The organism is Streptomyces sp. NBC_01244 (assembly GCF_035987325.1).
Classification (GTDB): Bacteria; Actinomycetota; Actinomycetes; order Streptomycetales; family Streptomycetaceae; genus Streptomyces.
The window spans coordinates 317388-339391 of sequence record NZ_CP108488.1; the positions used below are offsets into that span (position 1 = coordinate 317388).

At 71.7% G+C, this 22004-nt stretch carries 19 protein-coding genes; 6 read left to right on the forward strand and 13 right to left on the reverse strand.

All coding sequences use genetic code 11. The features are described 5' to 3' along the window. Window positions 1–9: 9 nt before the first annotated feature. The 6 genes from OG247_RS01315 to OG247_RS01340 all read right to left on the reverse strand — a co-directional run bounded on the left by OG247_RS01315 (window position 10) and on the right by OG247_RS01340 (window position 6054). Window positions 10–984, reverse strand: coding sequence for a carbohydrate kinase family protein (locus OG247_RS01315; protein WP_327250401.1), 975 nt, complete (start codon window positions 982–984; stop codon window positions 10–12). Next, window positions 981–1970 carry a zinc-dependent alcohol dehydrogenase family protein gene (locus OG247_RS01320; protein ID WP_327250402.1) on the reverse strand — a complete coding sequence of 330 codons (990 nt, stop codon included), beginning with the start codon at window positions 1968–1970 and terminating at the stop codon, window positions 981–983. Before OG247_RS01320 ends, OG247_RS01315 begins: the two co-directional genes overlap by 4 nt. Continuing rightward, entirely contained in the window at window positions 1967–2827 is an 861-nt protein-coding gene (locus OG247_RS01325; protein ID WP_327257300.1) for a carbohydrate ABC transporter permease, read from the reverse strand. Before OG247_RS01325 ends, OG247_RS01320 begins: the two co-directional genes overlap by 4 nt. Before the next feature lie 8 nt (window positions 2828–2835). Continuing rightward, on the reverse strand, window positions 2836–3810 hold the full coding sequence (locus tag OG247_RS01330; protein ID WP_327250403.1) for a carbohydrate ABC transporter permease: 975 nt from the start codon (window positions 3808–3810) through the stop codon (window positions 2836–2838). A 1-nt stretch (window position 3811) separates the two neighbouring features. After that, a complete protein-coding gene (locus tag OG247_RS01335; RefSeq protein WP_442813195.1) occupies window positions 3812–5173 on the reverse strand; it encodes an ABC transporter substrate-binding protein in 1362 nt (453 codons plus the stop codon). A gap of 119 nt (window positions 5174–5292) precedes the next feature. Next, window positions 5293–6054: a DeoR/GlpR family DNA-binding transcription regulator gene (locus OG247_RS01340; protein ID WP_327250404.1), complete on the reverse strand. Its 762-nt coding sequence runs from the start codon at window positions 6052–6054 to the stop codon at window positions 5293–5295. 313 nt (window positions 6055–6367) lie between these two features. On the opposite strand from OG247_RS01340, the gene OG247_RS01345 reads away from it, so the two are divergent. Together OG247_RS01345 and OG247_RS01350 are read left to right on the forward strand one after the other, a co-directional pair. Then, window positions 6368–7195 (forward strand): LamG domain-containing protein, encoded by an 828-nt coding sequence (locus tag OG247_RS01345; RefSeq protein ID WP_327250405.1) that lies wholly within the window; start codon window positions 6368–6370, stop codon window positions 7193–7195. A 361-nt stretch (window positions 7196–7556) separates the two neighbouring features. Next, on the forward strand, window positions 7557–8102 hold the full coding sequence (locus tag OG247_RS01350) for a sigma-70 family RNA polymerase sigma factor (RefSeq protein WP_327250406.1): 546 nt from the start codon (window positions 7557–7559) through the stop codon (window positions 8100–8102). Between the two features lie 18 nt (window positions 8103–8120). Here the strand turns inward: OG247_RS01350 and OG247_RS01355 are convergent, their stop codons facing one another. Then, on the reverse strand, window positions 8121–9080 hold the full coding sequence (locus tag OG247_RS01355) for a hypothetical protein (protein ID WP_327250407.1): 960 nt from the start codon (window positions 9078–9080) through the stop codon (window positions 8121–8123). Window positions 9081–9319: 239 nt separating this feature from the next. On the opposite strand from OG247_RS01355, the gene OG247_RS01360 reads away from it, so the two are divergent. Next, complete coding sequence (locus OG247_RS01360) at window positions 9320–13804, forward strand: FtsK/SpoIIIE domain-containing protein (protein WP_327250408.1); 4485 nt, start codon at window positions 9320–9322, stop codon at window positions 13802–13804. Window positions 13805–13883: 79 nt separating this feature from the next. Here OG247_RS01360 and OG247_RS01365 read toward each other — a convergent pair whose 3' ends face one another. From OG247_RS01365 to OG247_RS01390, 6 genes are all read right to left on the reverse strand, one after another. After that, window positions 13884–15404 carry a hypothetical protein gene (locus OG247_RS01365; RefSeq protein ID WP_327250409.1) on the reverse strand — a complete coding sequence of 507 codons (1521 nt, stop codon included), beginning with the start codon at window positions 15402–15404 and terminating at the stop codon, window positions 13884–13886. 51 nt (window positions 15405–15455) lie between these two features. Then, window positions 15456–16100: a hypothetical protein gene (locus OG247_RS01370; protein ID WP_327250410.1), complete on the reverse strand. Its 645-nt coding sequence runs from the start codon at window positions 16098–16100 to the stop codon at window positions 15456–15458. A 92-nt stretch (window positions 16101–16192) separates the two neighbouring features. Continuing rightward, window positions 16193–16474, reverse strand: coding sequence for a hypothetical protein (locus tag OG247_RS01375; protein ID WP_327250411.1), 282 nt, complete (start codon window positions 16472–16474; stop codon window positions 16193–16195). 152 nt (window positions 16475–16626) lie between these two features. After that, a complete protein-coding gene (locus OG247_RS01380) occupies window positions 16627–16989 on the reverse strand; it encodes a WXG100 family type VII secretion target (protein WP_327250412.1) in 363 nt (120 codons plus the stop codon). Window positions 16990–17021: 32 nt separating this feature from the next. Next, entirely contained in the window at window positions 17022–18455 is a 1434-nt protein-coding gene (locus OG247_RS01385) for a sensor histidine kinase (RefSeq protein ID WP_327250413.1), read from the reverse strand. After that, window positions 18452–19141, reverse strand: coding sequence for a response regulator transcription factor (locus tag OG247_RS01390; RefSeq protein ID WP_327250414.1), 690 nt, complete (start codon window positions 19139–19141; stop codon window positions 18452–18454). Before OG247_RS01390 ends, OG247_RS01385 begins: the two co-directional genes overlap by 4 nt. A gap of 149 nt (window positions 19142–19290) precedes the next feature. Here OG247_RS01390 and OG247_RS01395 point away from each other — a divergent pair, with 149 nt between their 5' ends. The 3 genes from OG247_RS01395 to OG247_RS01405 are packed head-to-tail and all read left to right on the forward strand — an operon-like array spanning window position 19291 to window position 21926. Then, window positions 19291–20658, forward strand: a complete 1368-nt coding sequence (locus OG247_RS01395; RefSeq protein WP_327250415.1) for a ferredoxin reductase family protein — start codon at window positions 19291–19293, stop codon at window positions 20656–20658. A gap of 31 nt (window positions 20659–20689) precedes the next feature. Then, on the forward strand, window positions 20690–21163 hold the full coding sequence (locus OG247_RS01400; RefSeq protein ID WP_327250416.1) for an FMN-binding protein: 474 nt from the start codon (window positions 20690–20692) through the stop codon (window positions 21161–21163). A gap of 1 nt (window position 21164) precedes the next feature. After that, window positions 21165–21926 carry an FAD:protein FMN transferase gene (locus tag OG247_RS01405; protein ID WP_327250417.1) on the forward strand — a complete coding sequence of 254 codons (762 nt, stop codon included), beginning with the start codon at window positions 21165–21167 and terminating at the stop codon, window positions 21924–21926. Window positions 21927–22004 lie beyond the last annotated feature (78 nt).

Below are 22004 nucleotides of genomic sequence, written 5' to 3' on the forward strand. Positions count from 1 at the left end.
CGGAATGTGTCATCCCAGATCGCGCCGCGTCGGCGGGTCCGCGCCGTGGCGGGAGCAGGTCAGGGCGGCCACCCGGGCGGCGAAGGTCAGGGCCGGTCCGAGGGCCTCCGGGAGCCGGGCAGAGGCGGTGGCCCCGCGTAGTGCGCGGCGGGAGCGCGCCGCGGCCGTCGTATCCGCCGGGCCGACGCCCAGGAGGCCGGTGTGCAGCAACCCGCTGAGCAGTCCCGCCATGAAGGCGTCGCCCGCCCCGACCGTGTCCACGACGTCCACGGGTGACGGCGGCAGTCGGTAACTGCCGTGGCGCCAGAACGCCGTGGCGCCTTCCCCGCCGAGGGTGAGGACGACGAGCGAGGGCCCCGTCAGCGCCCAGCGCTCGGCGATGAGGTGAGGATCCACGCCGGGATGAAGCCACGCCAGGTCTTCGGAGCTTGCCTTGACCACGTCGCTCAGGGCGACCATCCGCTCGACGCCGGGCCGCTCCCGCTCGGGCTCCGACAGGAGCGCCGGCCGCAGGTTGGGGTCGTACGAGAGGGTGGCCACGGCCCGGAGCCTCTTGGCCGCGGTGACGACCAGGGAGTTGCCCGGGCCGAGGGCGGTGGCGAGGGAGCCGGTGTGCACATGGACCGGCGTGGAGCCGTATGCCCCGTCCACCACCGCCGGGTCCGGGTTCCACGTGAGGTCGAACTCGTACGTGGCCGAGCCGTCGGCGGCGAGGCGGGCGACGGCGCGGGAAGTGGGGGCGCCGGTGACGGATCCCTTCGCCAGCTCCACCCCGCTGTGTTCGAGGTGTTCGCGGATCTGCCGGCCGGGAGCGTCGTCACCGATGCGGGTGGCGAGCCGTACCGCATGGCCGAGCCGGGACAGGCCCAGGGCCACGTTCGCCGCGCTGCCCCCGGGCCGGGAGCTGCGCGCCCCGGTCGGCGGGGCGAGGACGTCGACGAGGGCCTCCCCGATGACCAGCATCGGCCGCGAGCCGCCCGTCACGGTATGACCAGGATCTTGCGGCCGCGTCCCGCCTGGAACTGGTCGAGCGCACCGGCGTAGTCGGCCAGGGGCAGGCGGTCGCTGATGAAGACCTCGGGATCGAGCACGCCCGCGGCGAAGAGGTCCGCGGCGCGTTCGTAGCTGTGCAGGACGGCCATCGAGCCGGTGATGGTGATCTCCTGGTTGTAGATGCGGTACGGCTCGATGATCGCGCGGGCCGCGTAGTCGGCCACGCCGAACTGGAGGTAGGTACCGCCGCGTGCGACACGTCCGAGGCCGTCCTGGATGGCCCGCTCGCTGCCGGTGGCGTCGATGACCACGTCCCAGCCGCGCGGCCGTTCGATCTCGGCCGCAGCGGTTGCGGTGTGGGTGCAGCCCAACTCGTGTGCGGTGGAGAGTCGTTCGGCGTTGATGTCCACGATGTCCACCGTGGACGCCCCCGTCCGCTTGGCCAGTTCCATCATCATCAGGCCCATGGTGCCCGCGCCGTAGATGAGTACGTGACGGGCCAGGCGACTGCTCAGCACGTCGTATCCCCGCACGGCGCAGGACAGCGGCTCGATCAGGGCGGCGTCCTGGGTACGGATGTGGTCGGGGAGCTTGACGCAGTTCGCTACGGGTGCGACGGCGAACTCGGCCGCGGCCCCGGCCGTGGTCACGCCGATGGCGGCGTAGCGCTCGCACAGGTTGTTGCGGCCCAGCCGGCAGTAGTGGCACTCGTTGCAGTAGAGGGAGGGGTCGACCGCCACCCGGTCGCCGGCGCGCAGCTCGGTGACCGCCGAGCCGGTGGCGACCACCTCGCCCGCGAACTCGTGGCCCGGGACCAGGGGCAGGCTGGGGGCGAACTCGCCCTGGAGGATGTGCAGATCGGTGCCGCACAGGCCGCAGGCCGCGACCTTGACGACCACGTCGCGGGGGCCGGGGGCGGGATCGTCGACGGTCTCGACCGATACGGTGCCGGGTGCGTGGATCACGGCGGCTTTCACTTGACTGCTCCAAGGGACAGGCCCTGGACCAGTTTGTCCTGGGCGGCGAATCCGGCGATGAGCACCGGCAGGGAGACGCAGACGGCCGCGGCGCACACCTTGGCCAGGAACAGTCCCTGACTGGTGACGAAGCCGGTCAGGAAGACGGGCGCGGTTCCGGCGACCACCCCGGTGAGCACCCGGGCGAACAGCAGCTCGTTCCAGCTGAAGATGAAGGAGATCAGGGCGGTGGCCGCGATCCCGGGGGCGGCCACCGGGGCGACGATGCGCATCAGCACGGTGGGCAGTCCCGCGCCGTCGATCGACGCGGCTTCCAGGATCTCGACGGGCACTTCGGCGAGGAAGGAGCGCATCATCCACACCGCGATCGGCAGGTTCATGGAGGTGTAGAGGATGACGAGCAGCCAGACGTTGTCGAGCAGGCCGGTGTTCTGGGCGATGAGGTAGACGGGGAGCAGCCCTGCGACGGCCGGCAGCATCTTCGTGGAGAGGAAGAAGAACATGACGTCGGTCCACTTGCGCACGGGCTTGATGGACAGGGCGTACGCGGCCGGTACGGCGAGGGCGAGTACCAGGAGGGTGGAGGCGAGGCTGGCGGTGAGGGAGTTGATCAGGGGCGGCCAGGGGGTCACGCCAGCGCCCGACCCGAAGAACTCGCGGTAGCCCTGGAGGGTGAGGCCGGCACCCAGGCTGGGCGGGTTGGTGGCGGCGTCCGGCTCGCTGTGCAGGGACGTGAGCACCATCCAGGCGAACGGAAGGAAGAAGAGGAGTCCGCAGGCCCAGGCGAGCAGGCCCCAGATGCCGCGGCGCGGCAGATACTTCCGGGTGTCCGTCCTCACGCCGCCCGCCTTCACCATCACTGCCTTCACAGCGTCTCCTCCTTGAACAGGGACGACACCGTGCGCAGCGCGAAGGTGGCGATGGCCATCGTGCAGACCACGATGATCACTCCCTCGGCGGACGCCTGGCCGTAGTCGTGTGCCTGGTAGAACGTCGCGTACACGGTGTAGGGCAGGTTGGCGGTGCCGAGCCCGCCGGAGGTGAGGGTGAAGACGGCGTCGAAGTTCTGGACCACGTAGATGCTGCCGAGCAGGGCGGACAGTTCGAGGTAGCGGCGCAGGTGGGGGAAGGTGAGGTGGCGGAAGACCTGCCAGGTGCCCGCTCCGTCGACGCGGGCCGCCTCGACGATGTCCGGCGGGCGGCTCTGCAGTCCCGCGAGCAGGATGAGCGTCATGAACGGGGTCCACTGCCAGATCAGCGACACCTCGACGGCGACGAGCGGCAGCGCGGACATCCAGTCGGGCTGGGGGGCGCCGTCGCTGCCGAAGAGGGACCACAGCCAGGTCAGGGACCCGTTGATGAATCCGTACGAGGCGTTGTACAGCGCGTGCTTCCACAGCAGGGCCGCGGCGACGGGGACGATGAGGAACGGGGTGATGAGCATGGTGCGTACGACGCCCCTCCCCCAGAACCTCCGGTCGAGGAGGAGCGCGAGCCCCAGCCCGAGCAGGAGGCTCACGAGGACCACGACGGCCGTGAGGACGACGGTGGTCAGCAGGGCCGCGCGCAGGTCGGGGTCGGTGATCGCGGCCTTGTAGTTGGAGAGCCCGCCGAACCCCCGGTCGTCCGGGTCGAGCGCGTTCCAGCGCATGAAGGAGATCACCAGGGTGCCGACGAACGGCAGTTGGGTGACGACGATCAGGAAGATCAGGGCGGGCAGCAGGGGTGCGCGGCGGGACCAGGCGCCGGGCGGGCGGCGGCGCGGGGGGCCGGCCGCCCCCCGTCCTGGCGCCCGCCGTCCCACGGTGGTGGCGGGACGGGTGAGGGGCGGTGCGGCCATGTCATCGCCCCCGGTACTTGGCGGCCACTGCCTCGGCCCGGGCCTGGCCGTTGCGCAGGGCCTCTTCCACGCTGGTCTTGCCCGCGATGGCGGCGCTGATCTCCTGGGACACCTGCGTGCCCAGGTCGGTGAACTCGGGGATGCCGACGAACTGGATGCCGGGTGCGGGGCGGGGCTGGACGCCGGGGTTCGCCGGGTCGGCGGCGGAGAGGGCTTCCTTGGTGGCCGGCGCGAAGGCGGCCGCGGCCTCGACGTACTTCGGGTTGACGTAGGTCGAGGTGCGCTTGCCCGCGGGGAGCCGGGACCAGCCGAGCTGTTCGCCGACGAGGGTCTCGTAGCGCGAGCTGGAGGCCCATGAGATGAACTTCCAGGCGTCGTCCTGGTTCTTGCTCGCCTTCTGCATGCCCCAGGCCCAGGTGTACAGCCATCCCGAACTGCTGGTCTTCTCCACGGGCGCGGGTGCGTAGCCGAGCTTGCCGGCCACCGGTGAGCCGGCGGCCTCCAGAGCGCCTGCGGCCGAGGTGGCGTCATACCACATGGCCACCTTGCCCTGGGTCATGTCGTTGAGGCATTCGGTGAAGCCCGCCTGGGGTGCGCCGGCTTCTCCGTGCGCGCGCACCAGGTCCACGTAGAAGCCGACCGCGCGGGCGAATTCAGGGCTGTCGAGCTTGGCGTTCCAGTCCTTGTCGAACCAGGTGCCGCCCATGGTGTTCACGACGGTGGTGACGGGGGCCATCACCTCGCCCCAGCCGGGCTGGCCGCGCAGGCAGATGCCCTTCATTCCGGGCTGGGCGCCGTCGGCGGCGGCGGCCAGGTCGGCCACCTGCTGCCAGGTGGGGTGTTCGGGCATGGTGAGGTTCTTGGCGGCGAGGACGTCCTTTCGGTACATCAGGAAGGACGATTCCCCGTAGAACGGCTCCGCGTAGATCTCGCCGGAGGCGGTGAGGGACTTCTCCAGGGCCGGCAGGATGTCCGCCTGATCGAACTCCGCGTCCCCCTTTGCCCGTTCGGTGAGGGGGGCGAGCCAGCCGTTCTTGGCGAAGATCGGCGTCTCGTAGTTGCTGATCGTCGCGACGTCGTACTGGCCGGCCTGGCTGGAGAAGTCCTGGCTGATCTTGTCGCGTACGTCGTTCTCGGGCAGGACCGTGAAGTTGACCTTGATCCCGGTGTCCTTGGTGAAGTGGTCGGCCGTCAGCTTCTGGAGATCGGCCATCTGCGGGTTGTTGACCATCAGGACGTTGATGGAGCGCGCGGCGGAACCCCCGCCCGCTCCACCCGCTCCCGAGCAGCCGGCGAGGAGCGTGCCGCACAGCAGGACCGCGGCGGCACTCGTGGTGTTTCTTCTGTTCATCACGGGGAACATCCCTTCATTTCGCCATGGGCATGCCAGATCAACCCATGTCGGGGTGCGTGCTGACCTGCACTGACGTGCAGTTTGATGGTGGGTGGACGGGTACCGGCCGAGGGGTACCGGCCGCCCGGTCAGACCCGGATGACCTGCGGGCCCAGCAGGGAGTAGCGATGGGCCTCCGCCGTGGACAGGCCGGTATCGGTGATGATCGTTTCGAAGTCCGGAATCTCGGCGAAGCGGCAGAAGCTGCTGGCCCCGAACTTGCCGTGGTGGCCCATGAAGACGCGTCGCCGCGACACCTCCAGGGCCTTGGCCTTCACATCGGCCACCACGGGGTCGGGAGTGGTGAGGCCGAACTCCCGTGAGATGCCGTTCGAACCGATGTAGGCGAGATCGATGACGAATCCGGAGAGCATGGCCGCCGCCCACGAGCCCACGGTGGCCAGTGTCCGGGCTCGGACCCGGCCGCCCAGCAGCAGCACCGTGGTGTTGGGCGAATCGGCTATCGCCGCCGCCGTCGACAGCGAGGCCGTCACCACCGTCAGCAGCCTGTCGGTGGGCAGCAGGGACGCCAGTATCTGCGGCGTGTAGCCCTCGTCGACGAAGACCGTCTCGGCTCCGCCGAGCAGTCTCACCCCCTCCGCCGCAATCCGGCGCTTGTTCTCCACGTGCAGGGTGACCCGCCGGGCCAGGTCCGTCTCAAAACCGGCGCTCTCGACCGGATAGGCCCCGCCGTGCGTGCGCCGGACCAGACCACGCCGTTCCAGCTCGCTGAGATCCCGCCGGATGGTCTCCGGTGCGACCCCGAAGTCGGCTGCCATTCCCGCGACTTCGATGCGGCCTTCCCGGCGGGCCAAGGTCAGCAGTTTCTGGTGCCGTTCCTCCGAACGCATAGCAACGACCACCCTCCCTTGCCCGTTCGGGCATCCGGCGCCCGAATGGGCCTGCCCGATTTTTATACCCCTGCCGCACCGGCGCAGCCCGGTCCGTTCCACACAAGAGCGCGCCCGTCTGGGCCCGTTTCGCACAAGTGGCAACTCCGATCTGATCAGGGGTTGTTGAGGAAACATTCCGAGAGATCTGCCCGTCAAGAGGTGAACAGGGACCGAATCGCGCCATCGCGGGCCTCTCGGGTGAACCGGTTCCCCCGCGGCTACGTCAGCCAGACCGCACGTATCCGACCCGCCGGAACACCAGGAGAGGCCCATGGCACAGCGCCGGAACACCATGCGTTGGTCGCTGATCGGAGTGATCACGGCACTCGCCGTCGCGCTCGCATTCGTGGTCACCAACATCGACGGGGGCACCCGCGCCGAGGCGAAGCCCGGGCCGAAACCCTCACTGACGGCGGCTTCGAAGTCCGCGGCCCCCTCGAAGAGCACGGCCAAACCGGCCCCGCCCGCCCTCAAGGGCATCGGGTGGTGGCCCACGGACGAGAAGTCGGGCGGCGTGGCCCGGGACGCCGCCGGCAAACACCCGGCAGACCTCAAGGACGGAGCGGGCTGGACCAAGGGTGAGCAGGGCGGGGCCCTCCTCCTCAACGGCACCAGCGGCTATGCGGACGCCGGCGCCCCGATCGTCGAGACGGTGGGCCGCGACTACTCGGCGGCCGCCGCGGTTCGCCTCGACGCCGACGGCTTCCGTACTGCGGTGTCCCTCGACGGCGCCGGGTCCAGCGTCTTCTTCCTCCAGTACGTCGCCGACTACAGGCGCTTCTCCTTCAGCTTCTCCAATGCCAGGGCCCTGGCCAACCTGGTGGAGGCGCCGAAGCTCGGGCGCTGGTACCACCTGGTCGGCACGTACAGCCACAGCGAGAAGAAGCTGCGGGTCTACGTGGACGGGGTGGCGGCCGGAGAGGTGCTGGCCCCGGACAACCCCGAGAAGCCCGCCGGAAATCTCGTCATCGGACGCGGCAAGTATCAGGGCAAGCCGACCGACTTCTGGCCCGGGGCCATCGCCGACGTGCACGTCTACGACCGCGCGCTGACCCCGGCCGAGATCGCCGCACTCGCGGCGCGCGAGCCCTCCCGGTAGACGGACGGGCCAACGACCGCTTGCAGGCGGCCCGTTGATCGCGAGCTGACCGGCCGAAGACCGAACCGGGCCCGCCTCCAGGCCCGGTTCGGTCACGGGCCGAAGCGCGACCGGGCAGCGAAACGGGCAACGGCGGGACCTGATCGGGCACGGAGCCGAGCCGCCACAGTGGCAACACCGGACGTGGACGGCCCGGTCCGGTGCCGCACAAGCGGTCAGGTTCGGTCGTGATGCGTGTCGGAACGGACCCGTTCGGCGTGCCCGGATCGCCGTAGAACTTCTGGTACCGCTCGTGGACATGGGCACGACCTGCCGGTTCCGGGCGATGACCGTCATCCGAAGTGCCACGGAGGGATCCGCCATGCCCGAATCCACATATAGTCCTGCCCGCTCGACGGAACCCGACGAGGAGTTCCTGCGGGCACTGTACGCATTACACGGGTCCGTGCTGCTCCGCTTCGCGGCCCGGATGCTCGGCGGGGACTGGCACCGCGCCGAGGACGTCCTCCAGGAGGCCGCGCTCCGCGCCTGGCAGCACTCCGCCAAGCTCGATGCGACCACCGAGGGCCTGCGGCCCTGGCTCTTCCACGTCGTCCGCAACCTCGTCATAGACGGCTACCGCGAACGCAGGGCCCGGCCCACGGAGGACGGGGAGCCGGACATCTCACACCTGCCCGTGGCCGACGGGGTGGACCACGCGCTGACGACCCAGGTAGTGGTCGACGCGATGCGGGACCTGGCGCCCTTCCAGCGCGAGGTCCTCCTGCACGTCTACTACCTGGGCCACAGCGTCAACCAGACGGCGCGCGTCCTCGGCGTACCGCCCGGCACCGTCAAATCACGTACGCACTACGCGATGCGCGCCCTGCGCGACGGGCTCAGCAGCCGCGGCCTGAGCACCGTATGAGGGCGCGGCGCACCACGGTCAGGACAGCAGCCGGCCGGCGTGCACCGCGATCCGCAGCCCGAGCGCGCCGGTGTCGAGCGAGCCGTCGGCGGAGACGTCGAAGCGCCAGGAGAAGTCCGGTGCCTCACCGAGCACCAGCAGGGCGTCGGCCTCACGCAGGCCCGCCATGGCCGCCCGCTCCTCCGTGAACTGCGCGGCGTGGAGCACGAACAGCCGGGGCACGCGGCCCTGTACACCGAGCGGCCCGCGTCCTTCGATCATCCGAAACACCTGAGTGACCGCCGGAGACGAGGCGCCCGTCCGCGCCCCGGCTCCTTCCGGTCCCGCGCTCAGCCCCTCGTCGAGGGTGGCCACGGTGTGCAGCCGGGCCGACATCAGCCCCAGCCCCATCGTCATCTCCGCCGTCGCCGCCGAGCCCACCAGGGTGACCTCCGCCCGCCGCCCGACCGGCCCGGTGATGAGCTCGGTGACCAGGGCGCGCACCAACTGCCGTACGCCTTCGCCGTCGCCGGTCACCGCGATCGGCGCGGAGGACCGCGACAGGTCGATGAGGACGCGCTCGCCCGCCTCGATCCCGACGGTCACCGCCAGCGGGAAGGGCTGGGCGGCGGAGGACAGTTCCACCGCTCCCATGCCCGCCGACAGCTCGGCGGGCGGCGCGGTCCACTCCTCGCCCGTGTCGTCCGCCTCCCACGGGGCGGGCGGGTTCTTGTCGGCCACCGTCAGCCTCAGCAGCAGACGGTCCTCCGCGTAGGTGACGGCGTATACATCGGGCAGATGGCGCCCGGCCCGCGTGCATTCCGCGTCGAGCCGGCGCAGCCCCAGGTCGATGGCGTCCAGCGCCTCGCGCCCCGAGACGGCGGCGGCCGACCGGGGCGGGGCGGCCGACCTCGGCCGCAGTTCGTTGCGGACCAGCGCCACGAGAGCGGCGATCAGGGCCAGGCCGATCACCACGGCCAGGACGACAAGCAGGTTCATCGCGATCACCTTCATCAGTCACGTGCGTTGCGGGGAGCCTCGTCGGGCAGTTACGAGGCCCGGCGGCGGATGGTTCACCCCCGAGCGGCGGACGGTTCACGCCCCGAACGGCGGACGGTTCACCCCCGGTCGCCACCGGTGAACCACCTGACGGCCGCGCCCGTAGGCCCCGGTGCGCACGGGCCGCGTCCGGCCCGCTGCCGCTCCCCCGTCGGTCCTGTCCTCCCAGGAGGAATCCCGTGCCCCTGATCTTCACCGTCGTCGATGACGTGGGCGACGCCTACGACATCCGGCTCGAAGCCGACCCCGACACCCCGATCGGTGTGATCGCCGAGGCGATCGCCGAGGCGGGGGGCCGGCCGCTGCCTGCCCCGGCGTTCGGCCTGCAGATGGACGGCGTACGCCTGCCCGCCGACCTGCCGCTACGGGATTCCCCCCTGCGGGACGCGGCCGTCGTGGGTCTCGGCCGCGCGGCCGAGCCCGCACCCGCCGAACCCGGCGGACTGGTCGAGGTACGGACCGTCGGCGGGCGGGGCTCCGGAGCGGTGCACCGGCTCGACATGGGCGACTACCGGGTCGGGCTCTCCGCAGAAGGGCTCCCGCAGATCGTGCGGGGCACCCCGGACCACACCTACGCCTCCCTGCGCGTGGGGCCCGGCGGGCGCTGCCTGCTCACGGCCCCGCAGACCGGGTCCGGCCCGCTGGAGCTGGACCGGGTCCCGCTCCAGGACGATCAGGCCTGGCCGGTCGGCGGTCAGCTCCTGGTGGGCGGCAGCCTGCTCGAACTCTTCACTCCGGAGGGCCCCGACGCCGCCGTCCAGCGGTCCGAGGACGGCGCGGGCTGGGACTACAACCGGCCGCCCCGGCTACGGCCGCCGGTGCCCGAGACCAAGTTCACCCTGCCGAGCCCGCCCACGGAGCCGCCCAAGCGCCCGCTGCCGTACATCGCGGCGATGCTGCCGCTGGTGATGGCCGTGGCCGGCGTGTTCATCTTCGGCCGGCTGTACATGCTGCTGTTCGGCCTGCTGTCGCCGGTCTCGCTGTTCGCCAACCACTGGTACAACAAGCGCAGCGGCCGCCAGACGTACGCCGAGCTGCTGTCCGAGTACAACGAGAAGAAGGCCCGGATCGAGGCCGACGCCCAGGAGGCCCTGGTCGCCGAGCGCACCGCGCGTCGTGCCGGTTTCCCGGACCCGGCGACCGTGCTGCTGACCGCGGTGGGACCGCGGCGCCGGCTGTGGGAGCGCCGGACCTCCGACACCGACTTCCTGGAACTGCGGGTCGGCACCACCGACCGGGCCTCCGCCGTCGTACTGACCGACCCGACGCGGGACGAGCACCGGCGCAAGGTGTCGTGGGTGGCGCTCGACGTGCCCGTCACGGTGGCCCTGCGCGAGCACAAGGTGCTGGGCATCTCCGGCGAGGGCCCGGCCGCCCGCTCGCTGGCCCGCTGGGTCACGGCCCAGGCGGCCGTGCTGCACAGCCCGAAGGACCTGCTGCTGTACGTGCTCACCACCGGCCAGGGCGGCGGCGAGGACGCGTGGACCTGGGTCCGCTGGCTGCCGCACGTGCGTCAGCACTCCGGCGACGTACTGGCCACGATCGGCACCGACACGGAGACCTCCGCGCGTCGGGTGGCCGAGCTGACGGCGCTCATCGCAGCCCGTACGGACGCGCGCCGCGACTCCCGCGCCGTCGTCCGCGAGCCGGACGTGCTCGTCGTCCTGGACGGGGCGCGCCGGCTGCGGTCGCTGCCCGGGGTGGTGCAGATCCTGCGCGACGGGCCGGCCGTCGGGGTGCACGCCGTGTGCCTGGACGCCGAGGAGCGGCTGCTGCCCGAGGAGTGCCAGGCAGTCGTGGTCGAGGAGCGGGACGGCTCGCTGCGGGTGGGGCTGTCCGGCTCGGCCACCGTGCCGGGCGTGCGGCCCGATGTCGTCTCACCCGACTGGTGCCGGTCCGTCGCGCGGGCCCTGGGCCCGGTGCGGGACACCGGCGGGGCCGACGAGGAGAGCGCGGTACTACCCGGCGCCGCGCGGCTGCTCGACGTCCTCGCGCTGGACACGCCGACGCCGGAGCAGATCGCCGCCCGCTGGACGACGGGCGGGCGCACCACCTCGGCGGTCGTGGGCGTATCGCTCGACGGCCCGTTCGCGCTCGACCTCAAGCGGGACGGGCCGCACGGCCTGGTCGCCGGAACCACCGGGTCGGGCAAGTCCGAGCTGCTCCAGACCATCGTCGCCTCGCTCGCCGTCGCCAACCGCCCCGACGCGATGACCTTCGTGCTCGTCGACTACAAGGGCGGCTCCGCGTTCAAGGACTGCGTGTCACTGCCGCACACCGTGGGCATGGTGACCGACCTGGACGCCCACCTGGTGGAGCGGGCGCTGACCTCGCTGTCCGCCGAGCTCAAGCGCCGCGAGCACATCCTGGCCGATGCCGGCGCGAAGGACATCGAGGACTACATCGACCTGCTGCGGCGCGATCACGGCCGCGCGCCGATGCCCCGGCTGCTCATCGTGATCGACGAGTTCGCCTCGATGGTGCGTGACCTCCCCGACTTCGTGAAGGGCTTGGTCAACATCGCCCAGCGGGGCCGCTCCCTGGGCATCCACCTGATCCTGGCCACCCAGCGCCCCGGCGGCGTGGTCTCCCCCGAGATCCGCGCCAACACCAACCTGCGCATCGCCCTGCGCGTGACCGACAGCTCCGAGAGCCAGGACGTCCTGACCTCGCCGGAGGCGGCGGGCATCTCCAAGGGCACCCCGGGCCGGGCGTACGTCCGCCTCGGCCAGAACTCCCTCGTCCCCTTCCAGGCGGGCCGGGTAGGCGGCCGCAGGCCCGGCACCGCCGCCGAGTCGGCGCCCGCCCCCTGGGTGGTGCCCCTGGGCTGGAACCAGCTCGGTCAGCCGCTGCCCTCGCGTCCCGGCAGGACGCGGCAGCGGGAGGAGGACGCGATCACGGACCTCGCCGATCTCGTCGAGGCGATCCGGGGCGCGAACCGGGACATGGACATCCCGCCCCAGCACAGCCCGTGGCTGCCCGCGCTGCCGACCGTGCTGGTCCCCGAGGCCCTCCCAGTCGTGGCCCCGAGTGCTTCGTACGACCTTCCCCCGGTCGCGTACGGCCTGGTGGACGTGCCCGAGGACCAGGCGCAGCGGCCCCTGGTGCTGGACTTCGCCACCCTCGGGCACCTGCACATCGTGGGCTCCCCGCGGGCCGGCCGGTCCCAGACGCTGCGCACCATCGCCGGCAGCGCCGCCCGGGCCGTCTCCTCGGCCGATCTGCACCTGTACGGGATCGACTGCGGCAACGGCGCGCTGCTCACGCTGGAGTCGCTGCCGCACTGCGGGGCCGTGGTCCAGCGCAGCCAGCCCGAGCGGGTGGCGCGGCTGCTGTCCCGGCTGACGAAGGAGGTGACCCGCCGTCAGGAGCTACTCGCCGCGCGGGGCGCCGCCGACCTGCCGGAACTGCGCCGGGCGCTGGCGCCCGGCCAGCGGCCCCCGCACGTCCTCGTGCTGCTGGACCGCTGGGAGGTGTTCGAGAAGACCCTCGGGGAGTACGACGGCGGCGCCCTGTACGACGGGGTGTCGGCCCTGCTCCGGGACGGCTCCAGCGTGGGCATCCACGTGGTGCTCGCCGGGGACCGCTCGCTCTTCGCGTCCCGGATCAGCTCGACCACCGAGGACAAGCTCGTGCTGCGCCTCAACGAGAAGTCCGAGTACGCCATGATCGGCGTCAACCAGCGGTCGGTACCGGACGACATCCCGAGCGGCCGCGCGCTGCGGGCCGCCGACAAGTGCGAGGTCCAGATCGCCCTGCTCGGCGAGGACGCGAGCGGGCAGGGGCAGGCCGCGGAGGTCCAGCGGATCGCCGCCGCGTGCCTGGAGCGGGACGCCGAACTCCCCGATGCGGCACGCCCGTTCCGGGTGGACGTCCTGCCCGACCGGCTCACGTACGAGCAGGCCTCGGCCTACCGGCCGGGCGGGCAGCCGGGCGGTCAGCCGGGGGCGATGTGGGCGATGGCCGCCGTCGGTGGTGACCAACTCGTCGCATTGGGGCCGGACTTCACGCTGACGCCCACCTTCCTGGTGGCCGGACCGGCGCGCTCGGGCCGCAGCACCGTGCTGCTGACCATGGCCCTGTCACTCATCGACGCGGGCACGCCGGTCGTGGTCGGGGCCCCGCGCCGCTCGCCGCTGCGGGACCTGGCGGGCCGGCCGGGGGTGCTCGCCGTCTTCGACGGAGCCGACATCGATCCGGAGGCCCTGGAGGACGTCCTCGGCAGCGCCCCGGGCGGAGCCGTGGTGATCCTGGACGACGCTGACCTGCTGCTCCAGACCCAGGCCGAGGACATCCTCAACCGGATCGCGCGGACCGGGGCCGAGACCAAGCAGGGGCTGATCGCGTCGGGCCAGCTCGACCGGATCTCCTCCGCGTACTCGGGCTGGAGCGCGGACATGCGGCGCAACCGGCAGGGCATGCTGCTCAGTCCACAGAACGTCAGCGACGGCGACCTCATCGGCGCGAAGATCCCGCGCAGCAGGCTGGGCGGAGGCCGGGTCGGGCGGGGAATGCTGCACCTGGGCGACGGCGTGCTGCGCACGGTCCAGGTGCCGGAGGCGGTCCTGGAGACATGGACGGCACCGGCCGCGCCACTGGAGTCGGAGCCGGGTGACGCGCCCGAGCCACTGGCGGCGGACGACGCGGCCGGAGCCGAGGGCTGAGGCCCGGGCCGGACACGCAAGCGGGCTCCCGCGCCTTCCGGCGCGGGAGCCCGCTGCTGTATCGGGGGTGGTGGGGCGGTCAGGTGCCGTTGTCGTTCGTGTTGCCCACCAGCGGCGGGGCGTGCACGGTCCCGCTCCACGTGCCGGCGGTCGCGCCCGGGGCGTAGATGGTGCCGCCGAACGCGGTGGAGGCGCCGATGGTGCCCGGGACCTGCTGCCAGCCCCAGACACCGGTCTTCAGGTCCTGGATGTACTGGTTCACGAAGCCGGGGTTGTTCGGCAGGATCGACGGGGGCGGCGACGAGGGAGCCGTCGAGGGCGGCCCCGACGGGGGCATCGGAGTGTTCTCCGGGGTGCTGGGCCGCGTACTGGGGAGCGGAATGTTCTCCGGAGCGTCCGGAGTGGGAGGCCGGCTGGTGGGCGGGGTGTAGAAGGCGTCGTCGCTGGAGGAGGAGGACGGCGGCCGGCTGCCGGGCGGGGTGTAGAAGGCGTCGTCGCTGGAGGAGGACGGCGGCCGGGAGGGCGGCAGCGGCGGCTCGCCCGGCGCCGGGCGCGGCGTGGACGGCGGCAGCGGCGGCTCGGCCGGAGGCCGGGGCACGAGCGGGATGTCGTCGGCGGCCCCGGGCGCCGGGGGTTTCACGGGGCCGCCCCGGATGCCCCTGATGTTCTGGATGACGCCCTTGCCGATGCCGCCCCACCCGGCGGCGATGCCCTTGACCACGGCGAAGCCGCCGAAGGCCGCGCCGAGAACGCCGAGGACGATTCCGGCGATGTCCCAGTCGCCGGTTACCGCTCCTCTGGCGATGTTGATGCCGAGCGGGACGAGGCCCATGATCAGACTGACGGCGCCCAGGACGAGCCCCAGCGCCCCGAGTCCGGGGATGAGGAAGGAGATCACGCCGAGGACGGCGCTGATGATGCCGAACGCCGAGCCGATGGTGTCCCAGAGCTTGTCCCAGAAGTTCTTCTGCTTGACCGCCTTGTCCTCGGCGTCGCCCATCGCGACTGCCGCCGTCGAGGCGTCGGCCACCCGCAGCCCCCTGGCCTCCAGGGCCAGGTTCTTGGCCGCGTCCAGTGCGCTCTGGGCCGCGTCGACGCCGGCGGTGGCGGACCGTGCCTCGTCCCTGGCCCGGTCCATGGCCTGCCGGGCGGCGAGTTTCGCCGACTCGTCGTCGGGCGGTGGCGGCGCGGCGTTGTCCAGCCCCGTGACCGCCGCCGAGGCCGACCTCGCGGTGGCGATGGCCGAGGTCAGATCGGCCTTCGCCAGCTGGCCGTCGGCCAGGGCCCGGGCCGCCTTGTCCTGGTGGTCGCGCAACTTGGGGGCGTAGGCCTCGACCGCGTCGGCGGCCATGTCGTAGGAGTCCCGGAGCGCGGCCACCTGGTTGGGCAGCTCGTCGAGCACCTTCTTCAGGGCCTCCATGGCCTTGCCCTTGCCCAGGTCCTGGTTCTTGATCCGGTCGAAGGTGCCGAAGGCGTCGCCCGCCTCCTCGGACACCGTCCGGTACTCCTTGGCCAGGTTCTTCAGTATCTCGGGATCGCCAGGGGTCGGATCCTGGTCCAGGTCCAGGACCGCCCATTCGGCCAGTGCCGGACGTGCCATCGCGTCGGCCTCGCTTTCTGCTGTCTGGGAAGGGGAGGGCAGTCAGAGCGCTCAGGGCAGGAACCGCAGGGTCCCGCTGATGGCGTCGAAGAGGTCGAAGAATGCGTCCACCAGGCCGAGGTTGGGCGTGGAGCTGGAGACCACCATGAAGTCCCGGCTGTGCGGTACGGGCACGATGGTGTGCATCAAGGCGGTGCGCACGGTGCCGTTCCCCCAGTAGTCCACGTCCTCGATGGCGGTGGCGCGTCCCACGGCGCCGAGCCCCGGCACATCCACGAGTTCCACCTTGTTCGCCCGGGTGCCCCTGCCCATCGGGTTCTCGGAGTTCTTCAGGGCCACGGGAATGAGCAGCTCGGCGAGGTCCGTCGAGGAGTCCTCGGGCGGGGACACCCGCATCACCACGGTCGTCGCGCTCAGCGTGGCGGCCGCCTCGGTGAACTTGACCATCCCGGCCACCTGCAGCGCGCCGCGGGCGTGGGCCTCGCGCGCCGTCTTGCGGGTGGACCGGATCAGCGCGTCGACGACCTCGCGGTCGGCTTCGGCCCCCTCCGCCTGCCCCTCGATCATGCGGCGGATTGCCGCGTCCCTGCTGTGCCCGTCGAGGTCGAGGGTCCACCAGGAGTCGGGGTAGCCCATGGTGAACCGCTGCGGTGCCGCCTCCGCGGTCGTGCTCGTCGTACCGGCTGTCTGTGCCATCGAACTCGTCTCCCTTCCGCCCTACGGGGCTTCGGTGCGGCCGGTCGCCGGGGGGCTCGCGCGGAGCCCCCCGGGGACCGGCCCCACCGGTGCTATTCGAATCCCGACGTGGTCTCGCTGTCCGTCTTCTCGAAGTTGTCGATGACGCCCTGGTTCGCTTCCCTGAACGCCTCCACGTTTTCCTGGACCCGCTCGTGGCCGGCCTTCCAGGCGCCGTCGAAGTCGTTGACGGCCTTGATGAGCGCGGGATCGCCCACGTCCTGTTCGCTCCCGACGCGCTGCAGGCCGGTCTTCGTCTCGATCCGCTCCTGGATGTCGGAGAGCAGCTTGATGACGTCCTTCAGCTCGTCGAGGGGTATCTCGATCGTCGCCATGACTCCCTTTCTCCACCGCGCGCGGCTGTGCGGCTCTACCGCCCCGCGGCTCTACGGCTCCACGCCCCGCGGCCCCGCCGAACGGCCGGGGGCCGGGTTCCGGGCCGCCGAGGCGCCCGCAACCCGGCCCGGTGCCGTGGTCGGCCGAGGCGTCAGCCGATCCCGGAAGTGGTCTGGTCGTCGGTCTGGACGAACGCCTCGGCGGTCTTCTTCAGGTACTCGCTGATCTGCGTCATCTCCTCGACACCCGTCTCCAGTTGGCGCTGGAAGTTCTCCCACATCGGCGCGAACTTGGCCTTCGACTGCGGGGTGTCGTACGAGTTGTCGACCACGTGGTCGATCTTGTTCTTCGCCTCCTTGATGGCGTCGAGCATCCGCTGCTTCTGGTTGTCCATCCAGACGGCGGCTTCCTGCATCTCCTCCGGGCTGACCCTGATGTTGCCCGCCATGTCGGTGTCCTTCCGTCCTTCGTGGAACGGCGTCCGGCTCCCGGCGCCGTACGCGGTCCTACGCACCCCCGAAGGAAACGGTTCACGGGCGGCGCGGCCTAGAGCTCCGAGCGCGGCAGCTCCAGAACGAAGGCGGTGTCGCCGGCCCCGCTGCGCAGGGTCAGGGTGCCGCCGTGCGCGGTCACCAGGGATCGGGCCACCGCGAGGCCGAGACCGCTGCCGCCGTTCACTCGGCTGCGGGCCTTGTCCACGCGGTAGAACCGGTCGAAGATCCGGTGCTGGTCGGCGTCCGTGATGCCGGGCCCCGTGTCGGCCACGACCAAACGGGCGGCCCCCGGAGTCACGCCCACCGTCAGCGAAACACGCGTCCCCGCGGGCGTGTGGACGGCCGCGTTGGTGAGCAGATTGTCGAGCACCTGACGGACGCGGACGGGGTCGAGGCTCAGCGGCAGCGGCCGGGACCCCGCGTCGAGGGTGAGCGGATGACCGGGATGGACGGCGCGGAAGGCGTCGGCGGCCTGCCGGGCGAGCTCCGCCAGATCGCACGGTTCCATGCGCAGCGGCGCGTCCACCTCGGCGGCGTCGAGCCGGGCGAGCAGCAGGAGATCGTCGAGGAGGATGCCCATGCGGGCGGCTTCGGAGCGCAGTCGGGCGAGGTGCCTGTCGCGCTCCTCGGGGATGTTGGCGGCGGCGTACTGGAACAGGTCCGCGTAGCCGCGTACCGACATGAGCGGGGTGCGCAGTTCGTGCGAGGCGTCGGCGACGAAGCGGCGCAGCCGCTGCTCGGCCTCGGCGCGTACGGCCAGGGAGTCGTCGATGTGTTCCAGCATCGTGTTGAAAGCAGTGCGCAGTTCCTCGACCTCGGGTCCGCCGCCGGACCGGTCGGCGCGCAGCGGCAGGCGGGCCGCCGACTCCGTGAGGTCGTGCGAGGCGATGCCGTGTGCGGTGTGCGCCATGTCGCTGAGCGGTTTCAGGCCGCGCCGCAGCAGGATCCGCCCGAAGGCGACGAGGGCCAGCAGGGCGACCGTGAACGCGATCACCTGGACCGTGATCAGCTGCTCCACCGTCTCCTCGATCTCCGCCATCGGGGCGGCGCTGACCAGGACGACTCCTGGCACTACCTCGCAGGCCCGCAGCCGGTAGGCGCCCTTCCCCGCGAGCTGCGCGGTGCTCGTCAGGTCGCCGTCGGAGTCGGCGCGCGCCTGAGCGAGGGCGGTGAACTCCCCGGTGTCGTCCGGGACATCGGCGGGCCGGCGCAGCGCCGCCGTGCCATCACTGACGTCGTAGACAGCCGTGTACCACCCGTAGTACGGCTGTCGCTTGACCGTGCCGTGCTCGGCGGCGTCCTTGGCCTGCGTGTTCTGCACCAGCTTCAGCTGGGCGACCTGCTGGTGTCCCAGGTAGTCGCGCATGTACGCGGTCAGCGACGTGCCGACGACGGCGAACGCCAGCAGCGACAGCACGCCGAGGCCGAGCGCGAGCCGGGTTCCGAGGCGGAGTCTGCGGTACGTGTCGCGCAGCCGCGCGCTCATTCGGCGGCCTGCCTCACCACATATCCGAAGCCGCGCACGGTGTGGATCAGCGGGCTGCCCGTGGCGTCGAGTTTGCGGCGCAGCCGGCTGACGACCAGTTCGACGACGTTCGAGCGGCCGCCGAAGCCGTACTCCCACACGTGGTCGAGGATCTGCGCCTTGGTGAGCACGGTCGGGGACTTGCGCATGAGGTAGCGCAGCACCTCGTACTCGGTCGGCGTGAGCGTCAACTGGTCTTCTCCACGCCGCACTTCCCGTTTGTCCTCGTCCATCGTCAGATCGGCGACGCGCAGGACGGACCGCTCGAATCCCGGCCCGGTGCTGCGCCGCAGCACGGTGCGCAGCCGGGCCATCAGCTCCTCCACCGCGAACGGCTTGACCAGGTAGTCGTCACCGCCGCGGGTCAGCCCCGCGACCCGGTCGGCGACGGTGTCGCGTGCGGTGAGGAACACCACGGGCACCATCGTCCCGGCCGCGCGCAGACCGTCGAGCACGCCGAAGCCGTCGATGTCGGGAAGCATCAGGTCCAGGACGACGATGTCCGGGGAGAAGTCGCCGGCCAGCCGCAGCGCTTCCCGGCCCGAGTTGGCCGTGACCGCTTCCCAGCCCTCGTAGCGGGCGACCGTCGCGACGAGGTCGGCGATCGGCGGGTCGTCGTCCACGACCAGCACTCGTATCTTGTCCACCCGCCCATCTTGCGTCACGCGCACGGCGGAGCGGCCCCGCCGATCAGCTCCGGGGCACTTCGATAGGGAGTTGAAAGTCTCCTGACAGGGAATCGACAGGTCCCGGCGGCCAAGCTCTCTCCAACGACTCGATCCAGGAGGTTTGGCCCGTGACCGCTGCCCCCACGACGTCCTCACCGCCGTCACCGGCGCCGGCTCCGCCCCGTCCACCCTCGGCGCTGCGACCCCGGGTGGTGGCCAGAGCCGGCCTGTACGCCCTGCTCGCCTCGAACGCGGCGGCCGTCGCCTACTTCTTCTCCCAGGCGGGCTTCGCGTCCAACGCGCTGATCGTGCTCGGTCGCCTCTGCGGCCTCTACGGCGCGCTGTTCATGGCCTTCCAGCTGCTGCTGGTCGCCCGGCTGCCCTGGCTGGATCGCCGCATCGGCATGGACCGGCTCACCGCCTGGCACCGCGTCACGGGATTCGGGCTGCTGTGCTCGCTGGTCGGACACGGCGTCTTCATCGCCTTCGGCTACGCCCAGGCGTCCTCGCTCGGCCCGGTCGACCAGCTGATCGACCTGGCCGAGACCACCGAGGGCGTGCTGCGGGCGATCGTCGCCATGGTCCTCATCCTGGTCGTCGGCGGGGCCTCGGCCCGCTGGGCGCGGCGCCGACTCGCTTACGAGACATGGCACTTCATCCACCTGTACACCTACGTCGCGGTGGTGCTCGCCTTCACCCACCAGGTCGCGGCGGGCACCACGTTCGCCACGTCGCCGGCCGCCACCGCCTACTGGTACGGACTGTGGGGCTGCGCGCTCGGTGCGGTGTTCGCCGGCCGCTTCGCGCTCCCCCTGCGGCGAAACCTCCGGCACCGGCTGCGCGTGGCGGCCGTCGTCCCCGAGTCCGACCACGTCGTCTCCGTCTATGTGACGGGCCGCGACCTGGACCGGCTCCCCGCCCGCGCGGGCCAGTTCTTCCTGTGGCGGTTCCTGACGAAGGATCGCTGGTGGCAGGCGAACCCGTATTCCCTGTCGGCTGCCCCCGACGGCACCCGCCTGCGCCTGACGGTGAAGGCCTCCGGCGCGGGATCCTCTTCCCTGCGCCACCTGGAGCCGGGGACCCGCGTCTTCGCCGAAGGCCCATACGGCGCCTTCACCACCCTCCACCGCACCCGCCCGGACGCCCTGCTGATCGCAGGCGGTGTCGGGATCACCCCGATCCGCGCGCTCCTGGAGGACCTGCACGGGCATGCCGTGCTCGTCTACCGCGTCTCCGCCCCCCAGGACGCGGTCCTCTACGGCGAACTGCGGGAGCTCGCCGCCGCCAAGGGCGCATCGCTGCATCTGATCAGCGGCCCGCCGAACCCCGACCCGCTGTCACCGGGCGCGCTGTCCGCGCTCGTCCCCGACCTCGCCGAGCGCGACATCTACGTCTGCGGCCCGCCCGGCATGACCGGCGCCGTACTGCGCGGCCTGCGCACGCTCGGCGTGCCCACACCACAGATTCATTTCGAACGCTTCAGTCTCGCCGGATGAGTCAGCCAGAGCAGAAAAAGGGGAACATCACGTGAGACGAGCACTGCCCGCCCTTGTCCTGTCCATCGCGGCCTTGATCCCGGTCTGGCGGTACACCCCGTCGACCGGCGCGTCCGCTCAAGCGCCGCCGAGCCCGGCGGAGGCTCTGTCCCCGGACGCGCCCCCGTCGGACTCCTCGGCCTCCTCCGCCCCGCCGAATTCCCCGTCGGAGTCGTCCGCCCCGCCTTCGTCTCCCTCCGGCACCCAGGTGATCGCCGGGTCGACGGTCCCGACCGCGAAGGGGGCCGTACAGGTCGAGGTGACACTCACGGCAGGAAGGATCACTTCGGTCAGGGCCCTCAAGGCGCCCCGGCACCCCCAGACCACCGCGGCACTGCCACAGCTTATCGAGTCGACTCTCGACGCCCAGAGCGCCGACATCGACGCGGTGACGGGGGCGACGATCACCAGCGACGGCTACAAGGAATCACTCCAGGCGGCCCTCGACCGGAAGAGCGGCACCTGACATGAACCGGGTCGAGCACGTCATGGGCCTTCCGGTCTCCCTGCGCATCGACGACGCACACGTCCCCGAGGGAGCCGCGGACGCGGTCTTCGCGTGGCTACGCGAGGTCGACGGGCGATTCAGCCCGTTCAAGCCCGACAGCGAGGTGTCTCGTCTGAACCGGGGCGAGCTGAGCGTCGCCGGCGTCAGCGCCGACCTCGCCCATGTCCTGGAGCTGTGCGAGGAGTACCGGAAGGCGAGCGGCGGTGCCTTCGACGTACGGCTGCCGGGCCGGGGTCTCGACCCGTGCGCCGTCGTCAAGGGATGGTCGGTGCAACGCGCCGCCGAGCTGCTGACGGCCGCCGGGGTACAGCGGTTCTGCCTGAACGCCGGCGGTGACATCGTCGCCGGCGGCGGCCCCTGGAGGGTGGGCATACGTCACCCCGAGGACGCCGGCCGGCTCTGCGCGGCCCTGGAGCTGACCGACGCTGCGGTCGCCACGTCCGGCCACTACGAACGCGACGCCCACATCCTCGACGCCCGGACCGGCCGCCCGGCCACCGGTCTCCTCTCCCTCACGGTCGTCGCGCCAACGCTCACGGTGGCGGACGCCACGGCGACGGCGGCGTTCGCACTGGGCACCGACGGCGTCGCGTGGGCAGCTGGGCGCCCGCACTGCGAAGTGTTCGCCATCGACGCCGCTCGCAAGGTCCTCCACACCGCGGGACTGCCCACGCCACGCAACCCCGACGGCCACCCTCTCCGGACATCCGCCGGGAGGTGACCGGCAGGGCCAGCTCCCTCCTCGCCCGTATGGCCCTTCACCACGCTTGGCTCCAGATCGAAACCTCTGACGACCACG

Excerpts from the sequence above, each read along its gene's own strand:
- OG247_RS01325 (WP_327257300.1), bottom strand. The coding sequence starts at position 2,827 with ATGGTGAAGGCGGGCGGCGTGAGGACGGACACCCGGAAGTATCTGCCG.
- OG247_RS01330 (WP_327250403.1), bottom strand. The coding sequence starts at position 3,810 with ATGGCCGCACCGCCCCTCACCCGTCCCGCCACCACCGTGGGACGGCGG.
- OG247_RS01335 (WP_442813195.1), bottom strand. The coding sequence starts at position 5,173 with ATGTTCCCCGTGATGAACAGAAGAAACACCACGAGTGCCGCCGCGGTC.
- OG247_RS01340 (WP_327250404.1), bottom strand. The coding sequence starts at position 6,054 with ATGCGTTCGGAGGAACGGCACCAGAAACTGCTGACCTTGGCCCGCCGG.
- OG247_RS01345 (WP_327250405.1), top strand. The coding sequence starts at position 6,368 with ATGGCACAGCGCCGGAACACCATGCGTTGGTCGCTGATCGGAGTGATC.
- OG247_RS01350 (WP_327250406.1), top strand. The coding sequence starts at position 7,557 with ATGCCCGAATCCACATATAGTCCTGCCCGCTCGACGGAACCCGACGAG.
- OG247_RS01355 (WP_327250407.1), bottom strand. The coding sequence starts at position 9,080 with ATGAACCTGCTTGTCGTCCTGGCCGTGGTGATCGGCCTGGCCCTGATC.
- OG247_RS01365 (WP_327250409.1), bottom strand. The coding sequence starts at position 15,404 with ATGGCACGTCCGGCACTGGCCGAATGGGCGGTCCTGGACCTGGACCAG.
- OG247_RS01370 (WP_327250410.1), bottom strand. The coding sequence starts at position 16,100 with ATGGCACAGACAGCCGGTACGACGAGCACGACCGCGGAGGCGGCACCG.
- OG247_RS01375 (WP_327250411.1), bottom strand. The coding sequence starts at position 16,474 with ATGGCGACGATCGAGATACCCCTCGACGAGCTGAAGGACGTCATCAAG.
- OG247_RS01385 (WP_327250413.1), bottom strand. The coding sequence starts at position 18,455 with ATGAGCGCGCGGCTGCGCGACACGTACCGCAGACTCCGCCTCGGAACC.
- OG247_RS01405 (WP_327250417.1), top strand. The coding sequence starts at position 21,165 with ATGAACCGGGTCGAGCACGTCATGGGCCTTCCGGTCTCCCTGCGCATC.